This is a genomic window from Knoellia locipacati, assembly GCF_007992835.1.
GTDB lineage: Bacteria > Actinomycetota > Actinomycetes > Actinomycetales > Dermatophilaceae > Knoellia > Knoellia locipacati.
Genome location: NZ_BKBA01000009.1, coordinates 348,652 through 373,449, shown reverse-complemented (window position 1 = coordinate 373,449; position 24,798 = coordinate 348,652). Strand labels below are relative to the sequence as shown.

The following is a 24,798-nucleotide window of genomic DNA, read 5'->3' as shown; positions in this document are numbered from 1 at the left end:
TCGAGTGGAGGACGTCGCGATCCGCCTCGCCGAGCCCCGTGACGCCTTCGCCGTCGCGGCGCTGACACTGCAGGACGACCGCGAGTGCGGCGCGGCGGTCGCGCCCGGCTTCCTCGACACCTTCGCCGACGCGTGGCTCGCCGACCGGGCCCGGGTCACCCTCCTCGCCGAGGCGGTGGACGGCCGACCGCTCGGTGTGGTGACGGCCGCGGTGGTCACCAAGCTGCCGAGCTCGCGGCGTCCGGTCTCGCGCTGGCTGCACGTCTCGCTGCTCTTCGTCACGGCGGACGCGCGTGGTGGCGGGCTGGGGGCGCGGCTGCTCGACGCGCTGCGGGAGTGGTGCTCGCAGAACGACGTCCAGCGGGTGCAGCTCAACGCCGCCCCGAGGGCGCGGTCGCTCTACGTGCGGGCCGGGTTCGGCGCCCCCGCGGACGGCCTCATGGAGTGGCGGGCGGACGAGCGCGTCGAGCAGCGCGCTGACCAGCGCCCCGACCAGACCTGACCCCGGCTGGCGACAAGCGCCAACGGATCGGCCGTCCTGCGGCAGAACTCCACAGACCGAGGGAATCTCGCTCCTGGCGACAACCTCTGGGCGCGCTGCGCCGTCTGAGGTGGTGAAGGGGTTCGGCGTTCCGGTGCAGGGGTCGGGGCGCCGCGCCCCCTCGCCAGGTGACGAACCCCTCGCCAGGCGACGAACCCCACGCCACGCGACGGCCTCCTCGGGCTCGCCAGCGGTCCTGTCTAGGATCGGTGCATGACCGACCAGCGCCCCGGAGACGGCATCCCGACCGAGGCCGAGCACGAGCTCGTCGGCGTCCCGGACGGGTTCGACAGGCTCTGGACGCCGCACCGCATGGCCTACATCACGGGGGAGCGGCCCTCGCGTGCCGCCGGGGACGGGTGCCCGTTCTGCACCGCGCCCGAGCGCGACGACGAGGACGGCCTCATCGTCCACCGCGGTGAGCACTGCTATGTCGTCATGAACCTCTTCCCCTACAACCCGGGCCACGTCCTCGTCTGCCCCTACCGGCACGTGTCGCTCTACGTCGACCTCACCGACGACGAGACCAGCGAGTTCACCTCGTTGACGAAGTCGGCGATCCGGGCCCTGCAGGAGTCGTCCGGCCCGCAGGGCTTCAACATCGGCATGAACCAGGGCGACGTCGCCGGGGCCGGCGTCGCGGCCCACCTGCACCAGCACATCGTCCCGCGCTGGGGCGGCGACATGAACTTCCTGCCCGTCATCGGGCAGACCAAGGCGCTGCCCGTCCTGCTCGAGGACGCGCGCTCCCGACTCGCAGCGGCCTGGCCGGGGGAGTGAGCGGCGCCCACTAGGCTGACGCCACCATGCTCAACAAGTACGCGCGCCCGTTCTTCACCCAGCTCTTCACCCCGCTCGCCTCGCTCCTGCTCAGGCTCGGGGTGAGCCCTGACGTCGTGACGATCGTGGGCACGCTCGGCGTCAGCCTCGGCGCGCTGGTCTTCTACCCGCAGGGCGAGTTCCTCATCGGGACCCTCGTCATCACGGCCTTCGTCTTCTCCGACACCGTCGACGGCATCATGGCCCGCCGCTCGGGGCGGTCCAGCACGTGGGGAGCCTTCCTCGACTCGACGCTCGACCGGGTGGCCGACGCGTCCATCTTCGGCGGCCTCGTCCTCTTCTACGCCGGGGGTCAGCACCTCCGGTCCGACGGCTGGCTCCAGGTGCGGCCCGGGGTCATGGCCGCCCTCGCCCTCGCCTGCCTCATCCTGGGCATGGTCGTGTCCTACGCCAAGGCGCGCGCCGAGGGCCTGGGGATGACGGCCAACGTCGGCATCGCCGAGCGTGCCGAGCGCCTCGTCGCCGTCCTCGTCATCACGGGGTTCGTCGGCTGGTTCGTGCCCGAGATCTTCCTCACCGTCGTCCTCGCGCTGCTGGCCCTCGCGAGCTTCATCACCGTCGTGCAGCGGATGCTCGAGGTCCGCCGGCAGGCCCTCGACGTCGCGTGAGCCACTTCCCCGCAGCCGCGGTCTCCCGAGCCACCGACGTCGTGACCGTGGCCGGATTCCGGGTCGGCTGGTCCCTCATCCGACGTATGCCGGAGCGCACGGCATACGCGCTCTTCGACCGGATCGCCGACCTCACCGTCGCCCGCGGTGGCGGCGCGCGGATGCGCGCCAACTACGCCACGGTGCGGCCCGAGCTCGGCGACGCCGAGCTCGACACCCTGGTGCGGCAGGGGATGCGCGCCTACATGCGCTACTACTGCGAGGCGTTCCGGCTGCCGGTACTCACGTCCGACGAGCTCGCCGCCCGGGTGCGGGTCGAGGGCGACGGGCCCGTCCGTGAGGTGCTCGACGCCGGGGGCTCGGTCGTCTGCTTCCTCGGACACCTCGGCAACTGGGACCTCGCCGGTGCCTGGGGGGCCGTGCACCTCGGACCGGTGACGACGGTGGCCGAGCGCCTCGAGCCCGAGGAGGTCTTCGAGGAGTTCCTCGAGTTCCGCACCGGGCTCGGCATGACGATCCACCCGCTCACCGGCGGGCCACCGCCCTTCCCGTTGCTGCGCGAGGCCGCCCGCGAGCGCGGGCTCATCCCGCTGCTGTCCGACCGCGACCTCTCGCGCGACGGGGTCGAGGTCGTGTTCTGCGGCGAGCCCGCGCGGATGGCCGCGGGGCCCGCCGCCCTCGCCCTCGCCGGTCGCCGACCGCTCCACCCGGTCTCGATCCGGCACGAGCGACGAGGCCACGGCTGGGGGATCGTCATCACCTTCCACGACGCCGTGGCCGTCCCGCAGTCGGGCACCACCCGCGAGAAGGTCGCCGCCATGACCCAGTCCTGCGCCGACGCCCTCGGCGAGACCGTGCGCACCTCCACCGCGGACTGGCACATGCTCCAGCCGGTCTTCACCAAGGACCTCGACCTCGAGCGCCTCGCCCGGGCGGGTGCGTCATGAGGATCGGCCTCGTCTGCCCCTACGCCTTCGACGTGCCCGGGGGTGTGCAGTTCCACGTGCGCGACCTCGCCGAGTTCTTCCTCGCCGAGGGCCACGAGGTCCGCGTCCTCGCGCCGGTCGACGACCCCGAAGCCGACCTTCCGGCATACGTCACGTCGTGCGGCCGCGCGGTCCCGGTGCGCTACAACGGCTCCGTGGCGCGACTGACCTTCGGGCCCGTCACGTCGTCGCGGGTGAGCCGGTGGCTCGAGGACGGTGACTTCGACGTGCTGCACCTGCACGAGCCGATCACGCCGAGCGCCTCACTCATGGCGCTGTGGGCGTCGTCCGAGCCGGTGGTCGCGACGTTCCACACGGCCAACCTGCGCTCCCGGGCGATGCACGCGGCCAACCCGCTGCTGCGCCCCTCGACCGAGAAGATCCGGGCCCGCATCGCGGTCTCCGAGGAGGCACGGCAGACGGTGCGCCGTCACCTCGGCGGCGACGCCTACATCATCCCCAACGGCGTCGACACGAGCCGGTTCACCCCTGACGGGGCGACGACGCGGTGGTCAGGCACGCCCGAGCGCCCGACCCTGGCGTTCCTGGGCCGGATCGACGAGCCCCGCAAGGGCCTGGCCGTCGTCGTGGCGGCGATGCCCCACATCCTCGACGCCCTGCCCGGTGCCCGGCTCGTCGTCGCCGGTCCGGGAGAGGTCGACGAGATCGCTGCGGCCCTCGACCCTCGCGTGCGGGCCGCCACCGAGTTCCTCGGTGCGGTCTCCGAGGACGACAAGGTGGCGCTGCTGCGCTCGGCCGACCTCTACGTCGCGCCGCACACGGGAGGAGAGAGCTTCGGGATCGTCCTCGTCGAGGCGATGGCCGCCGGTGCGCCCGTGCTCGCGAGCGACCTCGAGGCGTTCGTGGCCGTCCTCGGCGACGGCCCTGCCGGTCTGACCTTCCCCGTGGGGGACAGCGAGGCCCTGGCCCGCGCGGTCATCGAGCTCGTGCGACACCCGGGCGAGCGGCACCGGCTGCGCGACCTCGGGCTGCGGCGGGCGCGCTCGTTCGACTGGAACGTCGTGGCCCAGCGGGTCATGGCCGTCTACGAGACCGTCATCGAGGGCGCCGACAACTCCCCGACCGAGTCCCTGGTGCGTGGCGGGCTGTTGGGCCGTCTGCGCTGGCCGACGAGAGGTGAAGCCTGATGAGCGACATCGACATCCTCCAGGTCGCGACGATCATCGCGCTCGTGGTCCTCGGAGCCGCCTGGTACCTCTCGTACTCCGCCTCGCGCCTCGACCGGCTCCACGCCAAGGTCGAGGGTGCCGTGTCGGCTCTCGACGCCCAGCTCGTGCGGCGGGCCGAGGCCAGTCTCGAGCTCGCGACGAGCGGGGCGGTCGACCCGGCCACGTCGCTCCTGCTCGCCGACGCCGCCAGCGAGGCGCTCGAGCGTCACACCCACCAGCCGCTGAGCCACGACCCGCTCGACGGCCAGACCTTCGCGGGGCGTGAGGGGACCGAGACCAACCTCACCGAAGCGCTGCGGGCGGTGCTCACGGCCGAGACCGTCGAGGAGCTGCGCACCGACGCCGACGGCCCGGGGGCACTGAGTCTGGCGCGGGTCGAGTCGACCGCCCTGCGGGTGCAGCTGGCCCGCCGGTTCCACAACGACGCGGTCCGTGAGGTGCGTCGCGTGCGCGGCAAGGCGGTGGTGCGGGTGTTCCGCCTGGCAGGTCACGCAGCCCTCCCGCACCCCGTCGACTTCGACGACGACCTTCCCCCTGCAGTGGTCGACTGAGCCGGTCCTACACTTGCGCGCATGAGTGAGACCACCACCCCCGCCGCTGCCTCCCGGACCACCTCCCACACCGGTACCGACCGGGTGAAGCGCGGCATGGCCGAGATGCTCAAGGGCGGCGTCATCATGGACGTCGTCAACGCCGAGCAGGCCAAGATCGCCGAGGAGGCCGGCGCCGTCGCCGTCATGGCCCTCGAGCGTGTCCCCGCCGACATCCGGGCCCAGGGTGGCGTGTCCCGCATGTCCGACCCCGACATGATCGACGGCATCATCGACGCCGTCTCCATCCCGGTCATGGCCAAGGCCCGCATCGGCCACTTCGTCGAGGCCCAGGTCCTCCAGTCGCTCGGTGTCGACTACATCGACGAGTCCGAGGTCCTCACCCCGGCCGACTACACCAACCACATCGACAAGTGGAACTTCACCGTTCCCTTCGTCTGTGGCGCGACCAACCTCGGCGAGGCGCTGCGCCGCATCACCGAGGGCGCGGCGATGATCCGCTCCAAGGGCGAGGCCGGCACGGGCGACGTCTCCAACGCCACGACCCACATGCGCAAGATCCGCGCCGAGATCTCCCGGCTCCACGGGATGCCCGAGGACGAGCTCTACGTCGCGGCCAAGGAGCTGCAGGCGCCGTTCGACCTCGTCAAGGAGGTCGCGCAGGCCGGCAAGCTCCCCGTCGTGCTCTTCACCGCCGGTGGCATCGCCACCCCGGCCGACGCCGCGATGATGATGCAGCTCGGCGCAGAGGGTGTCTTCGTGGGCTCGGGCATCTTCAAGTCCGGCAACCCGGCCGAGCGCGCCGAGGCGATCGTCAAGGCGACGACCTTCCACGACGACCCCGACGTCATCGCCAAGGTGTCCCGCGGTCTCGGCGAGGCCATGGTCGGTCTCAACGTCGACGAGATCCCCGAGCCGCACCGCCTGTCCGAGCGCGGCTGGTGAGCACGGGCGGTCCGAACAGGACCGCCCCCGCGACCTCGTCGACCGCCGTCGCCGTCCCTTCCGGGAGGCGGCGGCGGTCGCCGTTTCCCCGGAGTCGTCCAAACGCCGGAACCGTGGTCGGCTCGCCGCTACCCTCTGCCCATGACGACGCTGGACACCGAGTTCGACGGGGTCTCGCTGCCCCACCCGGCCGAGTGGCTCTTCGGCGGGGTCGGCCTCTTCGGCACCCTGCTGCCCGTCGTCGTCGGACTGGGCCTGCTCGCGCTCTACGTCCGCTCGCGGGTACCCCGGGTGCCGCTGACGACGACGTCGTCGGGGGCATGGGCCGCGGGACGCCTCGCGTCACCGGTGGGGGTGAGCCCCGTGGGCCAGTGGAACGCCCGGGTCACCCCTCAGGGCCACCGCGAGCAGGACGGGACGAGCGGGGTCGTGCACCTGGAGAACGGCTGGCTCGGCTTCCACGTGGCCGGGGTCGCGACGCCGACCTGGCTGGTCCCCGTCACCCACCTGAGGGCCGGGTTGCACAGCGTGTTCTCGCAGGCCGAGGTGTGGATCGACTCGGAGCAGACAGGACGGCTCAACCTCTCGGTGAGCACCGAGCCCATCGAGATCCCCCTGGGCAACGACCTGCGCAACGCGGGCCAGCGCCGTCACGCGGACGAGCTGCTCTGGTTGCTCCACCGGGCCGGGGCGCAGATCGACCCCGGCTGAGCCACAACCGGGCGGGTGAGTTGGCCGGCGCCGGCGGCGTGCACGGTGCACGTGCCCACCGGCGCAGAGCCACGTCACCGGCGCACCCAGGGCTGCGCCGGCGGCCACGTTGAGCGCCGCTGGTGCCATCTCGTCAGTGCGGGATGCGGTGCGAGTGGGTGTAGAGGTTCATCCGCCGCTCGCGAGCGAACGCCACCAGCGTGACGCCGAGCCGGTCGGCGGCCTCGATCGCCAACGACGACGGCGCCGAGACGCACGCCAGCACGGAGACGCCCGACACCGCAGCCTTCTGCACGATCTCGAAGCTCGCCCGGCTCGACACGACGAGCAGCGCGCCCTCAGTCGCGACGCCAGTGACGAGCGCGGCACCGAGCACCTTGTCGACGGCGTTGTGCCGTCCGATGTCCTCGCGCACCAGGTCCAGACGTGCGAACGGCTCCGCACCCTGCGCGTCCTGCACCGCCTCGCCGCCCGCACCGGACGCACCGGACGCATCGGACGCGCCGGGCGTATCGGACGCAGCGACGGCGAGCCCGGCACCATGCACCCCACCGGTCTTGGCAAAGACGGTCTGTCGCGACCTCAGGTCGTCCAGCGCAGCGACCACCGTCGCCGCTTCCCACACGATCTCCGGGGGTCGGCGCGCGACGACGGCGTCGACCGCGTCCACGGCGGTGGTGCCGCACAGCCCGCACCCGCCGAGCGCGGCCAGGTTGCGGGTGGAGGTCACGGCGAGCTCGGCGCCACGGCCCGGGACGTCGAGGTTGAGCACGTTGAGGGTGTCGAGGTCGGAGCAGAACCGCGCCCCGAGGACGTCCTCACGGCGGGAGATGACGCCCTCGGCGCGCAGCAGCCCGTGGGCCAGGTCGACGTCGTTCCCCGGCGTGCGCATCGTCACGGTGAAGGTCGAGCCGTTGACCCGGATCTCGAGCGGCTCCTCGCCGGCGACCGTGTCGATCGAGCGCGTGGCCTCGCCGCCGAGGTCGATCCGCACGACCTTGTGGCGCGACGTGACCCGGCCCATCAGCGGGCCTCGAGCCGGACGACGACCGACTTCGACGTGGGCGTGTTGCTGCCCCGGGCGGTCGAGTCGAGCGGGACGAGCACGTTGGTCTCGGGGAAGTAGGCGGCGGCGCAGCCTCGCGCCGTCGGGTACCCGACGACCCGGAACTCCTCGGCCCGCCGCTCGGTCAGGTCGGCCTCACCGTCGAGACCGCGCCACTCGGACACGATGTCGACGACCTGCCCGTCGACGAGCCCGAGGTCGGCGAGGTCAGCAGGGTTGACGAAGACGACGCGACGCCCGCCCTTGACGCCGCGGTAGTGGTCGTCGAGGCCGTAGATCGTGGTGTTGTACTGGTCGTGGCTGCGGACGGTCTGGAGCAGCAGCCGGCCCGGGGGGCACGCGGGGTACTCGAGCGGGTGCACGGTGAACCTCGCCCGGCCGCCGTCGACCTGGAACTCACGCTGGCGGGGCGGGATCGGAAGCTGGAAGCCGCCGGGCTCGGCGATGCGCTCCTCGAACCGGTCGAACCCCGGCACGACACGCGAGATGTGGCCACGGATCCGGCGGTAGTCGCCGCGCAGCCCGGACCAGTCCACCCGCGACTCGGGCAGGGTCCGACGCGCGAGCTCGCAGACGATGGCGACCTCGCTGAGCAGGGTGTCGCTGGCAGGCGCCAACCGCCCGCGCGAGGCGTGGACCATCGCCATCGAGTCCTCGACGGTCACGACCTGCTCACCGGCGAGCTGGTCGTCGCGCTCGGTGCGGCCGAGCGTCGGCAGGATGAGCGCCTCCCGCCCGGTCACGGTGTGCGAGCGGTTGAGCTTGGTCGAGACGTGGCAGGTGAGCTCGGCCGTCTCGAGCGCCGACTCCGTGACGTCGGAGTCGGACATGGCCCGCACGAAGTTGCCACCCATCGCGAAGAAGACCTTGGCCCGCCCGTCCCGCAGCGCCCGGACCGTGTCGACCGCGTCGACGCCGTGCTCGCGTGGGGCACGGATCCCGAACTCGGCGTCGAGCGAGTCGAGGAACCCGGCGGCGGGCCGCTCGAAGATCCCCATGGTGCGGTCACCCTGGACGTTGGAGTGGCCCCGCACGGGGCACACCCCCGCACCCTCGCGCCCGATGTGCCCGCCGAGCAGCAGCACGTTGAGCATGTCCTGGATCGTCGCGACCGCGTGCCGGTGCTGGGTGATCCCCATGGCCCAGCAGACGACGACGCGTGAGGCAGCGGCGACGTCGTCGGCGAGCGCGCGGATCTCCGCCTCGGTGAGGCCGGTGGCGGCCACCGTCGTCGGCCAGTCCACGGAGGCGCGCGCCGCGGCATACGCCTCGAAGCCCGTCGTGTGCTCCGCGACGAACGCCTCGTCGACCGCACCACGCTCGATGAGCAGGTGGCCCACGGCCTGGAAGAGCGCTTGGTCGCCGCCGAGCCGGACGCCGAGGTGGCGGTCGGCGAGCGGGGTACCCGTGCCGACGACACCGCGCACGGTCTGCGGGTTGCGGAACGTCATGAGCCCGGCCTCGGGGAGCGGGTTGATCGAGACGATCCGCGCGCCGTTGCCCTTGGCCTGCTCCAGCGTCGACAGCATCCGCGGGTGGTTGGTGCCCGGGTTCTGGCCGGCAATGAGGATGAGGTCCGCCGAGGTGAGGTCGTCGAGCGTCACCGTGCCCTTGCCGATGCCGATCGTCTCGAGCAGCGCCGTGCCGCTGGACTCGTGGCACATGTTGGAGCAGTCCGGCAGGTTGTTGGTGCCGAGCTCACGCACGAACAGCTGGTAGACGAACGCCGCCTCGTTGCTCGTGCGACCGGAGGTGTAGAAGATCGCCTCGTCGGGGTCGTCGAGCTCGCGCAGGTGACGGGCGACGATCCCGAGCGCTCGCTCCCACGTCACCGGCTCGTAGTGCGCCGCCCCCTCGGGCTTGTGCATCGGCGTCGTGAGCCGGCCCTGCTGTCCGAGCCAGTGGTCGGACCGCTCCCTCAAGGACTCGATCGAGTGCTCGGCGAAGAACTCCGGGGTGACCCGGCGCAGGGTCGCCTCCTCGGCCACGGCCTTGGCGCCGTTCTCGCAGAACTCGGCGACGTGGCGCGCGCCCGGAGCCGGGTCCGGCCAGGCACACCCCGGGCAGTCGAAACCCTTGTCCTGGTTGAGCCGCAGCAGGGTGCGTGCGGTGCGGACCGTGCCCATCTGCTCGACCGAGATCCGCATCGCCCGGCCGACGGCGGGCACGCCGGCGGCGGTCGTCCGTCGGCCCTCGACCTCGAGGTCGGTGTCGCCGACGTCCTCCAGCGGTGCCTTGCGTCCCATGACTCCATCCTCTCCCGGTCAGGTGACAGCCGCACGCGTCGCGAACTCGGCGCGCTCGAACTCGCGCCCGTCGACCACGTCGCGCAGGTGGACGGCCGCCGCGAGCACGTCGGCGTGCGACAGGTAGAGCGGGGCGAACCCGAGCCGCACGATGTCGGGCTCACGGAAGTCCCCGATGACGCCACGCGCGATGAGCGCCTGCACCACGGCATACGCGTCGGGGTGCCGCAGGCTGACCTGCGAGCCGCGCGACTCGTCGCGAGGCGTGACGACCGGCAGGTCGATGCCGAGACCGTCGAGGCATTCGACAAAGAACGCGGTGAGCGACAGCGAGCGTCGTCGCACGTCCGCGACGTCCAACCCGTCGTATGCCGTGAGCGCACCTTCCAGCGCGGCGATCCCGAGCACCGGGGGAGTCCCGACGCGGGCCCGGGTGATGCCGTCGGCGGGCACGTGCTCGGGCGACATCGCGAAGGGCGTCGCGTGGCCGTTCCAGCCGAGGATCGGGTTGGTGAAGGCGGCGATGTGCTCGGGCGCGACGAAGATGAAGGCCGGGGCGCCGGGGCCGCCGCTGAGGTACTTGTAGCCGCACCCCACCGCGAAGTCGGCCCCTCCGGCGGTGAGGCCCACCTCGACGACGCCCGCCGAGTGGCACAGGTCCCAGCACGCGAGCGCGCCGGCGTCGTGGGCCGCCGAGGTGATCGCGGCGAGGTCCCACAGCTCGCCGGTGCGGTAGTCGACCTGCGAGTACGACGCGAGCGCGACGTCGTCGCTGCCGTCGAGCCGCGCGACGGCGTCACCGGGCGACACGAGCTCGAGCGTCAGCCCGAGCTGGTCGCAGACGCCGCGCGTGACGTGGACGTCGGTGGGAAAGGAATCGGGGTCGGTGAGGACGACGGAGCGTCCGGGCCGCAGCCGGGCGGCGGAGTGCACGGCCTTGTAGAGGCTGACGGTCGTCGAGTCGCCGACGACGACCGAGCCGGCGGGGGCGCCCACGAGCTCGGCGATGCGGTCGCCCACGCGTTCGGGCGCGGACCACCACGACGACTCGTTCCAGGCGCGGATGAGCTGCTCGCCCCACTGGCGCGAGACGGCGTTGGCCGTGGCATCGCGGGCAGCGACCGACAGGGCGCCGAGCGAGTTGCCGTCGAGGTAGATGACTCCCTCGGGCAGGAGGAAGGCGTCGCGCCGGTCGGTGGAGGCGTGGGCGGCGTCGAGCTCGGCCGCGCGGGCTCGCAGGGTGTCCGGCGAGGAGGGCGTCGTTGCGGTGTCGCTCATGGTTCGAGCCTCTCATCCTCGAGGAGCATGAACGCGAGGTCGGGCCGGTGGTCCGGGAGCCAGGGCGGCCGGGCCCGACCGACGGTGCGCCAGCCACGACGCCGGTAGAACAGGCCGGCGCTCGTGTCCTCGCCGACCACGTCGAGCATCGGCGTCAGGCCGCGCCCGCGGATCTCGGCCATCGCCGTGTCGAGAAGCATCCCTCCGATGCCGGCGCCGTGGCGCCCACCCGCGACGAAGAGCACGGACACCTCGGCCACGCCGTCGGACGGGAGCCCGGTCGCCTCGACCCAGTCGGCGGCCATCCGGCCGTCGGTGAGCGCGGTGACGGAGACGTGGCCCACGACCTCGCCGTCGTCCAGCGCCACCCACGCCGCCAGCTCGCCCGGCCGGACGATGAACTCCTCGGCGGGATAGGGGAGCGGCCACCGCTGCGGGTAGGACGTCGCCGGCTGCTGCTCGCCGAGGAGGGTGACGAGCACGGGCAGGTCGTCGGGTTGGCGTTCGCGGATCGTCACGGTCACGCCCTCACGGTAGGCGTCGGGACCGACGGGTCGGCGACCTGGCCGCGGGGGCCCGTACGATTCCCGGCGTGAAGGCGCATCCCACCATCGGAGTCCTCGCCGTCCAGGGCGACGTGAGGGAGCACCTGCGCGCCCTCGAGTCAGCCGGTGCGGACGCCATCGCGGTGCGCCGGCCGAGCGAGGTCGAGGCGATCGACGGGCTCGTCATCCCCGGCGGTGAGTCGACGACGATGGACAAGCTCTGCCGCATCTTCGAGCTGCGCGACCCGCTCGTCGAGCGCCTGCGCGCCGGCATGCCGGCCTACGGGTCCTGCGCCGGGATGATCATGCTCGCCGACCGCATCCTCGACGGGCACCGCGACCAGCAGACCCTCGGCGGTCTCGACATCACCGTGCGCCGCAATGCGTTCGGCCGACAGGTCCACTCCTTCGAGGACGACCTGCGCATCCGCGAGCTCGGCCCCGAGCCGGTGCGCGCCGTGTTCATCCGCGCCCCGTGGGTCGAGGAGGTGGGCGAGGGCGTCCAGGTCCTCGCCAGCGTGCACGTCGGGGGAGCCGACCACCCCGTCGCCGTCCGCCAGGGCAACCTCCTCGCCACGAGCTTCCACCCCGAGGTCACCGGCGACCACCGCGTCCACGCCTTCTTCGCCGACGTCGTCCGCCGCGCCTGACCCGTCACACCCCGTGCGTCCGGCAGGGCAGTGGGTATGCCGTCGGCGCGCCGGACACGGTGGAGGCCGGGCGTCGCGACGGGACTCCACGGCATACGACATAGGATCGACGCCGAGTCCTGCACGTTCACAGCACGAGGAGACACCTTGTCCGGCCACTCCAAATGGGCGACCACGAAGCACAAGAAGGCCGCCATCGACGCCAAGCGCGGCAAGCTCTTCGCCAAGCTCATCAAGAACATCGAGGTCGCGGCCCGCACCGGCGGCGGCGACGTCACCGGCAACCCGACGCTCTACGACGCCATCCAGAAGGCCAAGAAGAGCTCGGTGCCCAACAACAACATCGACAACGCGGTCAAGCGCGGCTCGGGCGCCACGGCCGGCGGCGCCGACTGGGAGACCATCACCTACGAGGGCTACGCGCCCGGTGGTGTCGCCATCCTCATCGAGTGCCTCACCGACAACCGCAACCGCGCCGCCGCCGAGGTGCGCACCGCGCTGACCCGCAACGGCGGCCAGCTCGGTGACCCCGGCTCGGTGGCCTACATCTTCGACCGCAAGGGCGTCGTCGTCGTGCCCAAGGGCGACAAGACCGAGGACGACATCCTCGAGGTCGTGCTCGAGGCCGGCGCCGACGAGGTCAACGACCTCGGCGAGTCCTTCGAGATCATCTCCGAGGCCACCGACTTCGTCGCCGTCCGCAAGGCCATCCAGGACGCCGGCATCGACTACGACTCGGCCGAGGCCTCGTGGGTCCCGAACCTCCAGGTGCCGCTCGACCTCGACGGCGCCAAGAAGATGATCCGCGTCATCGAGGCCCTCGAGGACTCCGACGACGTCCAGGACGTCTTCGCCAACGGCGACATCCCCGATGACGTCCTCGCGGAGCTCAACGACGAGGAGTGACCTGCGTGTTGCTGCGCGCCGCCCTCCGTCACGCTGTGTAGCGTGGCACCGAACACCTGTTCGGTTCTCTTGGAAGGCGGCGCGCGTGCGCGTTCTCGGCATGGATCCCGGCCTCACCCGGTGCGGGCTCGGCGTCGTCGACGGGCGCGCCGGCCGGGCCACGATGGTCGCGGTGGGCGTCGTGCGCACCCCCTCTGATGCCGAGGCCTCGCAGCGGCTCATGTTCCTCGAGCGTGAGCTCGACGGGTGGCTCGACCGGTTCGAGCCCGACGTCGTCGCCGTCGAGCGCGTCTTCGCCGACACCAACGTCACCCAGGTCATGAACACCGCACACGCCACCGCCATCGCCCTGCTCACCGCCGGCAAGCGTGACATCCCCGTCGTCTTCCACACCCCCACTGAGGTCAAGGCCTCGGTCACGGGCTCCGGCCGCGCCGACAAGGCCCAGGTGACGATGATGGTGACCCGCATCCTCAAGCTCGCCTCGCCGCCCAAGCCGGCCGATGCCGCCGACGCGCTCGCCCTGGCGATCTGCCACCTCTGGCGCGGCGCGGCGACCGCTCGGCTCGAGGCCCTCGCCAAGGCGGGTGCCCGATGATCGCCTCGCTGTCGGGCCGCCTGGCCCACGTCGGTCTCGACCGTCTCGTCGTCGAGGTCGGGGGAGTCGGGATGCTCGTCCACACGACGCCGCGCACGGCGGCCGACCTGCGCACCGGCGCCGAGGTCACGGTGTCGACGACGCTCGTCGTGCGCGAGGACTCGCTCACCCTCTTCGGGTTCGGGTCGGCGGGCGAGCGGGACATGTTCGAGACGGTCCAGACCGTGTCGGGCGTCGGTCCCCGCCTGGCGCTGGCCATGCTCTCGGTGCTCACCCCCGACGAGGTCAGCGCGGCGCTGCGTGCCGGTGACCTCGCGACCCTGACCAAGATCCCCGGCGTGGGCAAGAAGAGCGCCGAGCGTCTGGTCCTCGAGCTCAAGGACAAGGTCGGTATGCCGTCCGGTCCGGCCGGTGCCGACGTCGCGACCGCGACGGCCCCCACCGGCGACGCGCGTCGCGACCAGGTGGCCGAGGCCCTCGTCGGTCTCGGCTGGTCGAGCAAGCAGGCCGCCGACGCCGTCTCCACCGTCTCCTCCTCCGCCGACCCCGACGCCTCCGTGGCCGCGCTGCTGCGCATGGCCCTGCGTGAGCTCGGCCGATGACGGGTGCAGCGATGAGACCGACCGCCACGAGCGAGGACGACCTGGGCGGGAGCGTGCGCGGCTTCCGGTCCGACATCGTCGAGGCCACCGACGCAGGTGAGGTGGACGAGTTGAGTCGCTACGGCGACGGTTCGCTCGACGCCACCGCGAGGATCGTCGACGCCGGGGCCGACAGCGACGACGAGCGCGTCGTCGAGGCTGCCCTGCGGCCCAAGCGGCTGTCGGAGTTCCCGGGTCAGACCCGTGTGCGCGACCAGCTCTCGCTCGTCCTCGAGGCGGCGAGGCGCCGGGGGAGCGTGCCCGACCACATCCTGCTGTCCGGTCCGCCCGGGCTGGGCAAGACGACGCTCGCCCTCATCGTCGCGGCCGAGCTCGAGCGCCCGATCCGGATCACGTCGGGCCCCGCGATCCAGCACGCCGGCGACCTCGCGGCGGTGCTGTCCTCGCTCGACGAGGGCGAGGTGCTCTTCCTCGACGAGATCCACCGCATGTCCCGGTCGGCCGAGGAGATGCTCTACCTCGCCATGGAGGACTTCCGGGTCGACGTCATCGTCGGCAAGGGTCCGGGTGCGACGGCGATCCCGCTCGAGCTCCCGCCGTTCACCGTCGTGGGTGCGACGACGCGCTCGGGCCTGCTGCCCGCACCGCTGCGGGACCGCTTCGGCTTCACTGGGCACCTCGACTACTACGACGCGAGCGACCTCACGACGATCCTGCGCCGCTCCGCCGGGCTGCTCGGCGTCGACGCCGACGAGTCCGGGATCAGCGAGATCGCCGGCCGCTCCCGCGGCACACCCCGAATCGCCAACCGACTGCTGCGACGGGTCCGGGACTGGGCCCAGGTGCACGGGTCGGGCCACGTCGACCTCGAGGCGGCACACCAGGCGCTGCGCCTGTTCGACGTCGACGACGCGGGGCTCGACCGTCTCGACCGCGCCGTGCTCGACGCGCTCTGCCGCCGGTTCGGCGGCGGACCCGTGGGGCTCTCGACGCTGGCCATCGCGGTCGGCGAGGAGTCCGACACCGTCGAGACCGTGGCCGAGCCCTACCTCGTGCGCGAGGGGTTCATGGTGCGCACGCCGCGCGGCCGTGCTGCTGCACCCAAGGCCTGGGCGCACCTCGGCCTCACGCCACCACGCGACCTCGCGACCCAGGACGCCCTCCCGCTCAACGAGGGGCCCGGACGCCTCGGCGGCTGAGCACACGGCATACGGGGGTCGTCGTTGTGCGACCCGCCTTCGGCCGTCCTCTCGGCGGACGCGGAACGTGCCCACCCGGGACGTGTCTTTGCCCCACCTGCCGGAGCAAAGACACCCCCATTCGCTCCCGCTGGTGACGCAACCGCGGGTTGCGTCGGGATCGCGCAGCAAATGGGGGTGTCTTTGCGTCGTGGTCGGGAGCAAAGACACGTCTCCGCGCGGATAGGTGCCGGAGCGGGCACCACGGGGGAGTGTCACGCGTTGGCGAGAGTGACCACGTCACCTATGCTGACCCGGTTGCCCGGCCTCGTCCGGGCGGCTGACGCGCCCGGCCCCGACGAGGGCCCGCACCCACACTCGAAGGACTCTCATGAATTCCGGTGCCGGCTTCGGCAACCTGCTCGTGCTCGCCCTGCCGCTGTTGCTGCTGGCGTTCCTCATGTTCACCCAGCGCAAGCGCGGGCGTGAGGTCCAGACCTTCCAGTCGGGCCTGGCCGTGGGCGACGCGGTCGTCCTGACCTCGGGCCTCTACGGCACGATCCTCACGCTCGACGACGCGGTGGTGACCCTCGAGATCGCCCCCGGCGTCCAGGTCACCGTCGACCGTCGCGCCGTCGGCATGAAGCAGCCGGGCGCCGAGCACCCCGCTGGCGCCGACGTGACGCCGCGCGACCCCGACACCACCCCCGAGGTCGACTGACATGGCGCGCATGAGCCAGCTGAGCTTCGCGCGCCGTGCCCTCGCCGGCATGGCCGTGCTCGCCATCGCCCTCATGGGCCTGCTCTTCGGAGCCAACCAGTTCAGCGACGGCAGCTACGCGCCCAAGCTCGGCCTCGACCTCGAGGGCGGCACGCAGATCATCCTCGAGCCCCGGGTCACCGGCGGCAAGACGGTCTCGGCCCAGCAGATCGCCCAGGCCCGCGACATCATCGTCCAGCGCGTCGACGCCGGTGGCGTCGCCGGTGCCGAGGTCACCACGCAGGGTGGCCGCAACATCGTCGTGAGCATGCCGGGCACGCCCGACAAGCGCACCGAGGACGCGATCCGCCGCTCCTCGCAGCTCCAGTTCCGCCCTGTCCTCGCGATCGCGGCCGGATCCCCGCAGGCAGAGCCCTCGGCCTCGCCGAGCGGCTCGCCCAGCCCGAGCCCGACCGGCTCCGCGGTCCCGGTGCCCTCGCCGTCGGCCAGCGTCCCCGCCGCCAGCCCGGCGCCGTCGGCGACCAACAACTCCGCGCTGCCCGGTGCCTTCACGACCGAGGCCAGCCCGTCACCCTCGGCCAGCCCGAGCGCCAGCCCCAGCCCCAGCGCCTCGCCGAGCCCCAGCCCGAGCGCCAGCGCCGGCGGTGCCGCGGTCAAGGACCCGCTGAGCCTGGAGCAGATCACCCCCGAGCTCACCGCCGCGTTCACCGCCCTCGACTGCTCCAAGGAGGACGCGCTCGCCAACCTCGTCGACGACGACAGCAAGCCGCTCGTCACCTGCGACGCGGACGGCGCGGCCAAGTACATCCTCGGCCCGGTCGTGGTCTCCGGCGACAAGATCTCCGACGCCAGCGCCGGGTACCAGGTCGGCCAGAACGGCCAGCAGACCAGCACCGTCGAGATCCAGCTGGCCCTCAACGGTGAGGGCGCCAAGCAGTACGCCGACATCTCCCGCAAGATGGTGCCGCTGCAGCAGCCGCAGAACCAGCTCGCCGCCACCCTCGACTCGCGCGTCATCGTCGCACCGAGCTTCAACGAGGCCATCCCCAACGGCAAGGCGAGCATCACCGGCGGCTTCGGCATCACCGAGGCCCGCGACCTCGCCCAGCAGCTCAAGTTCGGCGCCCTGCCGATCTCGTTCGACCTGCAGACGCGCGAGCAGATCAGCCCCACCCTCGGTGGCGAGCAGCTCCGCTACGGCTTCTACGCCGGCCTCATCGGTCTGCTCCTCGTGACGATCTACTCGCTGTTCCAGTACCGCGTGCTCGGGTTCGTCACCATCGCCTCGATCCTCGCGGCGGGTCTGCTCACCTACCTGTCGATCACGATCCTGGGCTGGTCGCACAACTACCGCCTCGACATGGCCGGCGTCACCGGCCTCATCGTCGCCATCGGCTTCACCGCGGACTCGTTCATCGTCTACTTCGAACGCATCCGTGACGAGCTGCGTGAGGGCCGCTCCCTCGAGAGCGCCGTCGCCACCGGCTGGGACCGCGCCAAGCGCACGATCCTCATCGCCGACGGCGTGAACTTCCTCGCCGCGATCGTGCTCTACGTCCTCGCGAGCTCGAGCGTGCGCGGCTTCGCGTTCACCCTCGGTCTCACGACCCTGCTCGACATCCTCATCGTGTTCCTCTTCACGCACCCGCTCGTGACCCTGCTCGCACGCCGGAAGTTCTTCCGCGGCGGGCACCCGATGTCGGGTCTCGACCCGGACAAGCTCGGCGCCGTGAAGAAGACCTCGTATGCCGGCCGTGGCCGGTTCACGACGAACCCGCCCCGTGTCGCGGGCAACGAAGGGAGTGCGTCGTGATCAACTTCGCCGACCTCGGCAACGACCTCTACACCGGCAAGAAGTCCATCCCGGTCGTCCGCCAGCGCAGGACCTACTACATCGTCTCGCTGGTCCTCATGGCCATCGCGATCGCCGGGCTGGGCATCAACAAGCTCAACCTCGGCCTCGAGTTCAGCGGTGGCTCCGAGTTCCGTGTGACGAGCTCCTCCGTCCCCAGCGACTACGAGTTCAAGGCACGTGACGCGCTCGGAGCCGCGGAGGACAGCACCGGAGTGCGTGTCTCGAAGCTCGGCGCCGGCACGGTGCGCGTCCAGACCGAGCGCCTCGACGACGCCGAGAGCGCCAACGTGCGCACCCAGCTCGCCAAGACGTTCTCCGTGAAGGAGGACCAGGTCAGCGCGACCTTCATCGGCCCCTCGTGGGGTGACTCCGTCACCAAGCAGGCGCTGCGCGCGCTCATCATCTTCCTCGTGCTCGTCGCCGGCGTGCTCGCGATCTACTTCCGCAACTGGAAGATGGCCGCAGCGGCGCTCATCGCCCTCGTGCACGACCTCATCATCACCGTCGGCATCTACTCGTTCAGCAAGTTCGAGGTGTCTCCCGCGACGATGATCGGCTTCCTCACCGTCCTCGGCTACTCGATCTACGACACGGTCGTCGTCTTCGACAAGGTGCGTGAGAACACCAACGAGGCATTCGCCAACGGGCGGATGAGCTTCGCCAAGGCAGCGAACCTCGCCGTGAACCAGACGCTCGTCCGGTCGATCAACACCACGGTCATCGGTGTCCTGCCGATCCTCGCGGTGCTCGTCGTCGGCGTCCTGTTCCTCGGACCCGGCACGCTCCTCGACCTGGCCCTCGTGCTCTTCATCGGCATCCTCGTCGGTGCGTACTCGTCGATCTTCCTCGCGACGCCGCTCCTCGTGAGCCTGCGCAGCAAGGACCCCGCGGTCGTCGACCTCGACAAGCGCTCGTCGCGCTCCGAGGCCAAGCGCGCCAAGGAGATGGCCGCGGCCCCCGTCGGCGCCGGTGCCTCCAGTACCGCGGCCGCCGCGTCAGGCGCCTCGGTCGACGGCGTCACCTCGTCGGGTGCCCCCATGGCCACCGACGAGGAGTCGGCCACGATCACCGGCCGCCAGGTCCACAAGTACGCCCAGGCGGGCCCGCGCAACCAGCCCAAGCGCGCGCCCAAGTCGCGTCGCAAGTAGTCGATGACCGACGCGAAGGCCATCAGCGACCTCGTCGCGAGCCGGCTGCGGGACGTCGCCGACTTCCCCAAGCCGGGAGTGGTGTTCAAGGACATCACGCCCCTGCTCGGTGACGCCGACGCGTTCGGTGACGTGGTGCGGGCGCTGGCGGCACGGCATACCGGATCCGTCGAGGGCCTCGACGGTCTCGACGCCGTCGCCGGCGTCGAGGCGCGCGGCTTCATCATCGGCGCGGCGCTGGCGCTCGAGCTCGGCGTCGGGTTCGTGCCCGTGCGCAAGGCGGGCAAGCTGCCCGGCGAGACCGTCCAGCGGACCTACGACCTCGAGTACGGCACGGCCACCATCGAGGTCCACGCCGACGCGGTCACCGCAGGTCAGCGGGTGCTCCTCGTCGACGACGTCCTCGCCACCGGTGGCACCGCGATCGCCGCGTGGGACCTGCTCAGCGACTGCGGCGCCGACGTGGTCGAGCTCGCCACGGTCGTCGAGCTGGCGTTCCTCGGCGGACGCGAGGCGCTGGGGGAGCGTGCGGTGCACTCCCTCCATGTCGTCGGTGGCGTGGGGGACGCCTAGACTCCGTTCATGGCAGAGGAGACCACGCCGATCCCGGTGCGCAGTGGGGCAGCTGGCTCCAACCGCGCCCGCGCGCGTGCCCGCCTCGCACGGTTCGGTTCCGCCCGGCCCTCGGCGCACCCGGTCCTCGAGCCGCTGCTCACCTCGGTCCGGCTGACCCACCCCAAGGCCGACGTCTCGGTCATCGAGCGTGCCTACGAGGTCGCAGAGCGCGCCCACGAGGGGCAGATGCGCAAGAGCGGGGACGCCTACATCACGCACCCGCTCGCCGTCACGACGATCCTCGCCGAGCTCGGCATGACGCCACCCACCCTCGCGGCGGCGCTGCTCCACGACACGGTCGAGGACACCGACTACGGCCTGGACCAGCTCGAGAAGGACTTCGGCGCCGAGATCGCCATGCTCGTCGACGGCGTGACCAAGCTCGACAAGGTCACCTACGGCCAGGCCGCGCAGTCCGAGACCGTGCGCAAGATGGTCGTCGCCATGGCGCGCGACATCCGCGTCCTCGTCATCAAGCTCGCCGACCGGCTGCACAACGCTCGCACCTGGCGCTACGTCTCCAAGGAGTCGGCCCAGCGCAAGGCGCGCGAGACCCTCGAGATCTATGCCCCGCTGGCGCACCGGCTCGGCATGAACACGATCAAGTGGGAGCTCGAGGACCTGTCGTTCCAGACCCTTTACCCGAAGGTCTACGACGAGATCGTCCGGCTCGTCGCCGAGCGCGCCCCGGCCCGCGAGGAGTACCTCGCCACCGTGCGCGAGAGCGTCGAGTCCGACCTGCGCACCGCCCGGCTCAAGGCGACGGTCACCGGCCGGCCCAAGCACTACTACTCCGTCTACCAGAAGATGATCGTGGGCGGTCGCGACTTCGACGAGATCTACGACCTCGTCGCCGTCCGCGTGCTCGTCGACACGGTGCGCGACTGCTACGCCGCGCTCGGCGCGATGCACGCCCGCTGGACGCCGGTGCCGGGGCGGTTCAAGGACTACATCGCCACGCCGAAGTTCAACATGTACCAGTCGCTCCACACGACGGTCATCGGGCCCGAGGGCAAGCCGGTCGAGATCCAGATCCGCACCCACACGATGCACCGCCGCGCCGAGTACGGCGTCGCCGCCCACTGGAAGTACAAGGAGAAGGGCCCGGCCGGCACCGACAGCCCGTCGACGAGCAACACCGGTGCCAACGACATGGCGTGGCTGCGTCAGCTGCTCGACTGGCAGAAGGAGACCGCCGACCCGGGCGAGTTCCTCGAGTCGCTGCGCTTCGAGATCAACGCCAGCGAGGTCTACGTCTTCACGCCCAAGGGGCAGCTCGTCGGTCTGCCCGCCGGGTCGACGCCCGTCGACTTCGCGTATGCCGTGCACACCGAGGTCGGCCACCGCACCATCGGTGCCAAGGTCAACGGCCGGCTCGTGCCGCTGGAGTCCCGTCTCGACAACGGTGACACGGTCGACGTGCTCACCTCCAAGGCCGACGGGGCCGGACCCTCACGCGACTGGCTGAGCTTCGTGAAGTCGGCCCGGGCCCGCAACAAGATCCGTCACTGGTTCACCCGCGAGCGTCGCGAGGAGATGATCGACCAGGGCAAGGACGCGCTCGTCAAGGCGATGCGCAAGCGCAGCCTGCCGCTCTCACGCCTGTCGTCGGTCGAGTCCCTCACCGGGGTCGCCGAGGAGCTGCGGCTCAGTGGGATCGACGGTCTGTATGCCGCGATCGGCGAGGGTCACGTCAGTGCGCAGCACGTCGTCGCCCGGCTCGTCGCCGCCCAGGGCGGTGAGGAGTCCAGCGACGACCTCGCCGAGGTCACCATGCCCCGCCCGATCTCGAACCGCCGCCGCCGCGCCGGCGACCCGGGCGTCGTCGTCAAGGGCATGTCGGATGTGTGGATCAAGCTCGCCCGCTGCTGCACCCCGGTGCCCGGCGACGACATCCTCGGCTTCGTCACCCGCGGCATGGGTGTCTCCGTGCACCGCCGCGACTGCACCAACGCCGGCGAGCTGCTGCGCCAGCAGGACAAGATCATCGACGTCGAGTGGGCGCCCACGTCCAACAGCGTCTTCCTCGTCCAGCTCCAGGTCGAGGCCCTCGACCGCTCGGCCCTGCTCTCCGACGTCACGCGCGTTCTCTCCGAGAGCGGCGTCAACATCCTCAGCGCCTCGGTCCAGACCTCACGCGACCGCGTCGCCGCCCTCAAGTTCACCTTCGAGATGGGCGACCCGAGCCACCTCGACCACGTCATCAAGTCCGTGCGCAACGTCGGCGGCGTCTTCGACGCCTACCGCATCACCCAGACCTGACGCGCCCGCCCGGGGAGTCCCGGGCGTCAGCAGCGCCTGTGGCGTCGTTCGGGACGTGCGTCGGACCGCAGCCCGCGCGCCCAGGACACGACGTCAGTCAGGTACGAAGGCGGCGCGCGGGCGGAGGTTCGCTAGCGCGGCACGGACGACGCGAGGGCGCGCACCAGCCGAAGCCGGGGCGCGCCCTCTGCGTGCCGTTCAGGCGCTCAGGAGCCGAACTCGTCGCCGGCGGCCTCGGCCGACCGGAGCCATGCCTGCTGCGACTCGAGCTTGGCCGTGAGCTCCTTGACCTTCTTGTCGTTGCCGGCAGCTGTGGCCTTGGCGAGGTCGGCCTCGATCGACTCGATCGACGAGCGGAGCTGGGTGACCATCGAGTTGGCGCGGGCGGCGACCTCGGGGTTGGAGGACTTCCACTTCTTGTCCTCCTGCTCCCGCACGGCCGTCTCGATCCGGCGGATGGCCTTCTCGGTGCGGTCGATGTCGGCGCGGGGGACCTTGCCGGCGGCGTCCCACTTGTCCTGGATGACGCGGAGCTGGGACTTGGCCTGCTCGAGGTCGGTGATCGGGAGGATCTGCTCGGCCTCCTTGAGCAGCTCCTCCTTGACGGCGAGGTTCGCGCGGAACTCCTCGTCCTCGGCGGCCGAGACCTCGTCCTTGGCGTTGAAGAAGGCGTCCTGCGCCGCCTTGAAGCGCTCCCAGAGGGCGTCGTCCTCGGAGCGGGACGCGCGGCCGGCCTGACGCCACTGGTCCATGAGGTTCTTGAAGGCGCGGGCCGTGGGACCCCAGTCCTTGCTCGAGGACAGCGCCTCGGCCTCGGCGACGAGCGACTCCTTGGTGCCGCGTGCCTCGGCGCGCGAGGAGTCGAGCTGTGCGAAGTAGCTGCGCCGGCCCTTGTCGAAGTGGTTGCGGGCGTGGCTGAACCGCTGCCACAGCGCGTTCTCGGTGGGCTTGTCGAGCTTGGCGCCACCCCGCTGGTGCTGCTTCCACTGGTCGAGCAGCGCGCGCATGCGCTCACCGCTCTGCTTCCACTGGGTCTGCTCGGGGTCCTGGCCGGAGATCGCCTCGGCCTCGGCGACGATGGCCTCGCGCTCGGCGGCAGCGGCGGCGCGGGCCTCGGCACGGGCGGCCTGCTCGGTCTCGCGCTTGGTGACGAGCGCCGCCTCGATGCCGGCGACACGGGTGTCGAGGGCGGCGAGGTCACCGACGACGTGCGCCTCGGCGATGTGCTCCTTGAGGGTGTTGAGACCCTCGCCCACCTCCTTGGCGGAGACGTCGGGGTTGGCCAGCCGCTGCTCGAGCAGCTCGGCGGAGGCGGCGATCTCGTCGTACTTGCGGGCGAAGTACTGCAGGGCCTCGTCGGGCGTGGCGCCGGGGTACGAACCGACCTCACGCTCCTCGTCGCCAACGGTGACGAAGACGTGTCCCTCGTCGTCGACCCGGCCGAAGCGCGCTGACTCGGAGTGCGCGTGGACGACGGGCGTCACGGACGGGGCGGGCCTGGCGGCCATCCGCGAGGCGAGGGCGGCGGGGGAGGGTGCCGCGGGCTTGGGCGCCGACGGGGCGGGCGCCGGGGTCGCGGGCGTGGGCAGTGAGGTGGCGGGCTCCGGGTCCACAGCGGGGGCAGGCACGGTCGCAGCCGGCTCGCTCTCGACGACGGGCTCGGCAGCCGCGGGCTCATCAGCCGCGGGCTCATCAGCCGCGGGCTCGGTCGAGGCCGTCTCAGCGGGGGCAGCAGCCTCGTCAGCGGGGGCAGCAGCCTCCTCGACGGGAGCAGCAGTCTCCTCGACAGCCGCAGCCGGCTCCTCCGTCACGGCCGGAGCCTCGTCGGTCACCGGCATCTCGGGCTCGGGGGCGGCAGCGTGCGCCGACGCCTGTGCCGGCTCCTCCACGGGTGCGTCCGCGGTGGTGTTGCTCGTCGTCTCGTCGCTCACGGCTATGCCTTCTTCTCAGTCACCGCAACCCGAAGGATGCTGATGGGTGCCTCGGGGGCACCGGTGGTCTCCGACTCGCCGCCGGGTTGGACCCCCGCTGCGGCGACCTTGTCGACGATATCCAAACCCTTGGTGATCGTGCCGAAGATCGTGTATCCATTCGGGTCCGGCAGGCTCGTCTCGCCGTTGACGAGGAAGAACTGGCCGCCGTTGCCCTTGACCGGGTCCGGGGTGCGCGCCATCGCGACGGTGCCCCTGGGGTAGGTCCCGTCCTTCGGCGCGTTCTCGACGCCGAAGCCGTAGCCGGGGTTGCCCTGGCCGGTGCCCGTCGGGTCGCCGCACTGGAGCAGCTTGAAGCCGTCACCGATGCCGAGCCGCTGGCAGGGGGAGTTGAGCCAGTAGTCGGCCTTGGCGAGCTGGATGAACGAGGCGACCGCCTGCGGTGCCTTCGCGCCGTCGAGGTCGAGGACGATGTCGCCGCAGTTCGTCGTCAGCGTGGCCGTCCAGGTCGCGCCCTTGGCGGTCGCCTTGTCGGGGAGCTCGAGCTTGGCCGCGGTGCCCATCGGCTGGGGCGGCTGCTCACAGCCGGCAGCCGTCGCCTGCGGCTTGGCGGGCCCCTCCGGCTTGAGCGCGATGGCGAGGCCACCGACGAGGGCAGCCACGACGGCGACGGTCGCGACGATCGCCGCGACCCGCCTCGTCCGGTCGCGCTTGGCGGCCCTGGCCGCCTGCGTGGCCTGCTGCTTCTCCCACCGGCGGCGGGCGCGGTCACGTTCCTGCTTCTTGGTCACCCGCGGAAGTCTAGGGAGCCGGTATGCCGTCCGC

The 24,798-nt window shown here is 71.6% G+C and carries 24 protein-coding genes; 18 read left to right on the top strand and 6 right to left on the bottom strand.

Features of this window, described 5'->3' with window-relative positions; all coding sequences use genetic code 11:
- The first annotated feature begins 4 nt into the window (after window positions 1-4).
- The 8 genes from KLO01_RS13345 (at window position 5) to KLO01_RS13310 (ending at window position 6,372) form a co-directional block, all read left to right on the top strand.
- Entirely contained in the window at window positions 5-502 is a 498-nt protein-coding gene (locus tag KLO01_RS13345) for a GNAT family N-acetyltransferase (protein ID WP_186828050.1), read from the top strand.
- A 252-nt stretch (window positions 503-754) separates the two neighbouring features.
- The gene (locus KLO01_RS13340; protein WP_147065902.1) at window positions 755-1,321 is read left to right on the top strand and encodes an HIT family protein; all 567 of its coding nucleotides are present in this window, start codon (window positions 755-757) and stop codon (window positions 1,319-1,321) included.
- A gap of 26 nt (window positions 1,322-1,347) precedes the next feature.
- Window positions 1,348-1,989 (top strand): phosphatidylinositol phosphate synthase, encoded by a 642-nt coding sequence (gene pgsA, locus KLO01_RS13335; protein WP_147065901.1) that lies wholly within the window; start codon window positions 1,348-1,350, stop codon window positions 1,987-1,989.
- Window positions 1,986-2,936, top strand: a complete 951-nt coding sequence (locus tag KLO01_RS13330) for a phosphatidylinositol mannoside acyltransferase (RefSeq protein ID WP_147065899.1) — start codon at window positions 1,986-1,988, stop codon at window positions 2,934-2,936. Before pgsA ends, KLO01_RS13330 begins: the two co-directional genes overlap by 4 nt.
- Window positions 2,933-4,123, top strand: coding sequence for a glycosyltransferase family 4 protein (locus tag KLO01_RS13325; RefSeq protein ID WP_147065897.1), 1,191 nt, complete (start codon window positions 2,933-2,935; stop codon window positions 4,121-4,123). Before KLO01_RS13330 ends, KLO01_RS13325 begins: the two co-directional genes overlap by 4 nt.
- Entirely contained in the window at window positions 4,123-4,716 is a 594-nt protein-coding gene (locus KLO01_RS13320) for a LemA family protein (RefSeq protein WP_186828049.1), read from the top strand. The genes KLO01_RS13325 and KLO01_RS13320 overlap by 1 nt, the downstream gene beginning before the upstream one ends.
- 21 nt (window positions 4,717-4,737) lie before the next feature.
- The gene (pdxS, locus tag KLO01_RS13315; RefSeq protein ID WP_147065892.1) at window positions 4,738-5,661 is read left to right on the top strand and encodes a pyridoxal 5'-phosphate synthase lyase subunit PdxS; all 924 of its coding nucleotides are present in this window, start codon (window positions 4,738-4,740) and stop codon (window positions 5,659-5,661) included.
- Window positions 5,662-5,802: 141 nt separating this feature from the next.
- Window positions 5,803-6,372, top strand: coding sequence for a hypothetical protein (locus KLO01_RS13310; protein WP_147065891.1), 570 nt, complete (start codon window positions 5,803-5,805; stop codon window positions 6,370-6,372).
- Window positions 6,373-6,505: 133 nt separating this feature from the next.
- On the opposite strand, the gene KLO01_RS13305 is transcribed toward KLO01_RS13310, so the two are convergent.
- From KLO01_RS13305 to KLO01_RS13290, 4 genes are read right to left on the bottom strand one after another with little or no spacing between them, the layout of a single operon-like run.
- Window positions 6,506-7,396, bottom strand: coding sequence for a formate dehydrogenase accessory sulfurtransferase FdhD (locus KLO01_RS13305; protein WP_147065889.1), 891 nt, complete (start codon window positions 7,394-7,396; stop codon window positions 6,506-6,508).
- Window positions 7,396-9,684 (bottom strand): FdhF/YdeP family oxidoreductase, encoded by a 2,289-nt coding sequence (locus tag KLO01_RS13300; RefSeq protein ID WP_147065887.1) that lies wholly within the window; start codon window positions 9,682-9,684, stop codon window positions 7,396-7,398. Before KLO01_RS13300 ends, KLO01_RS13305 begins: the two co-directional genes overlap by 1 nt.
- An 18-nt stretch (window positions 9,685-9,702) precedes the next feature.
- Window positions 9,703-10,962 (bottom strand): kynureninase, encoded by a 1,260-nt coding sequence (locus tag KLO01_RS13295; RefSeq protein WP_147065885.1) that lies wholly within the window; start codon window positions 10,960-10,962, stop codon window positions 9,703-9,705.
- Window positions 10,959-11,486 carry a GNAT family N-acetyltransferase gene (locus KLO01_RS13290; protein ID WP_246136208.1) on the bottom strand — a complete coding sequence of 176 codons (528 nt, stop codon included), beginning with the start codon at window positions 11,484-11,486 and terminating at the stop codon, window positions 10,959-10,961. The genes KLO01_RS13295 and KLO01_RS13290 overlap by 4 nt, the downstream gene beginning before the upstream one ends.
- Window positions 11,487-11,554: 68 nt before the next feature.
- Here KLO01_RS13290 and pdxT point away from each other — a divergent pair, with 68 nt between their 5' ends.
- The 10 genes from pdxT (at window position 11,555) to KLO01_RS13240 (ending at window position 22,042) form a co-directional block, all read left to right on the top strand.
- Entirely contained in the window at window positions 11,555-12,157 is a 603-nt protein-coding gene (pdxT, locus tag KLO01_RS13285; protein WP_147065883.1) for a pyridoxal 5'-phosphate synthase glutaminase subunit PdxT, read from the top strand.
- Window positions 12,158-12,304: 147 nt separating this feature from the next.
- The gene (locus KLO01_RS13280; RefSeq protein WP_147065881.1) at window positions 12,305-13,063 is read left to right on the top strand and encodes a YebC/PmpR family DNA-binding transcriptional regulator; all 759 of its coding nucleotides are present in this window, start codon (window positions 12,305-12,307) and stop codon (window positions 13,061-13,063) included.
- 85 nt (window positions 13,064-13,148) lie between these two features.
- On the top strand, window positions 13,149-13,661 hold the full coding sequence (gene ruvC, locus KLO01_RS13275; protein WP_186828048.1) for a crossover junction endodeoxyribonuclease RuvC: 513 nt from the start codon (window positions 13,149-13,151) through the stop codon (window positions 13,659-13,661).
- Window positions 13,658-14,263, top strand: a complete 606-nt coding sequence (gene ruvA, locus KLO01_RS13270; protein WP_147065879.1) for a Holliday junction branch migration protein RuvA — start codon at window positions 13,658-13,660, stop codon at window positions 14,261-14,263. The genes ruvC and ruvA overlap by 4 nt, the downstream gene beginning before the upstream one ends.
- 11 nt (window positions 14,264-14,274) lie before the next feature.
- Window positions 14,275-15,462 carry a Holliday junction branch migration DNA helicase RuvB gene (ruvB, locus tag KLO01_RS13265; protein WP_246136207.1) on the top strand — a complete coding sequence of 396 codons (1,188 nt, stop codon included), beginning with the start codon at window positions 14,275-14,277 and terminating at the stop codon, window positions 15,460-15,462.
- Window positions 15,463-15,832: 370 nt separating this feature from the next.
- Window positions 15,833-16,162 (top strand): preprotein translocase subunit YajC, encoded by a 330-nt coding sequence (gene yajC, locus KLO01_RS13260; RefSeq protein ID WP_147065878.1) that lies wholly within the window; start codon window positions 15,833-15,835, stop codon window positions 16,160-16,162.
- Between the two features lie 10 nt (window positions 16,163-16,172).
- Window positions 16,173-17,975: a protein translocase subunit SecD gene (secD, locus tag KLO01_RS13255; protein ID WP_246136206.1), complete on the top strand. Its 1,803-nt coding sequence runs from the start codon at window positions 16,173-16,175 to the stop codon at window positions 17,973-17,975.
- The gene (gene secF, locus KLO01_RS13250) at window positions 17,975-19,165 is read left to right on the top strand and encodes a protein translocase subunit SecF (RefSeq protein ID WP_147066122.1); all 1,191 of its coding nucleotides are present in this window, start codon (window positions 17,975-17,977) and stop codon (window positions 19,163-19,165) included. Before secD ends, secF begins: the two co-directional genes overlap by 1 nt.
- A 3-nt stretch (window positions 19,166-19,168) precedes the next feature.
- Window positions 19,169-19,738, top strand: coding sequence for an adenine phosphoribosyltransferase (locus tag KLO01_RS13245; protein WP_147065875.1), 570 nt, complete (start codon window positions 19,169-19,171; stop codon window positions 19,736-19,738).
- A gap of 9 nt (window positions 19,739-19,747) precedes the next feature.
- The gene (locus tag KLO01_RS13240) at window positions 19,748-22,042 is read left to right on the top strand and encodes a RelA/SpoT family protein (RefSeq protein WP_147065873.1); all 2,295 of its coding nucleotides are present in this window, start codon (window positions 19,748-19,750) and stop codon (window positions 22,040-22,042) included.
- Window positions 22,043-22,248: 206 nt separating this feature from the next.
- Here the strand turns inward: KLO01_RS13240 and KLO01_RS13235 are convergent, their stop codons facing one another.
- Complete coding sequence (locus KLO01_RS13235; protein WP_147065871.1) at window positions 22,249-23,973, bottom strand: DUF349 domain-containing protein; 1,725 nt, start codon at window positions 23,971-23,973, stop codon at window positions 22,249-22,251.
- A 2-nt stretch (window positions 23,974-23,975) separates the two neighbouring features.
- Complete coding sequence (locus KLO01_RS13230; RefSeq protein ID WP_147065869.1) at window positions 23,976-24,764, bottom strand: peptidylprolyl isomerase; 789 nt, start codon at window positions 24,762-24,764, stop codon at window positions 23,976-23,978.
- Between the last annotated feature and the right edge of the window lie 34 nt (window positions 24,765-24,798).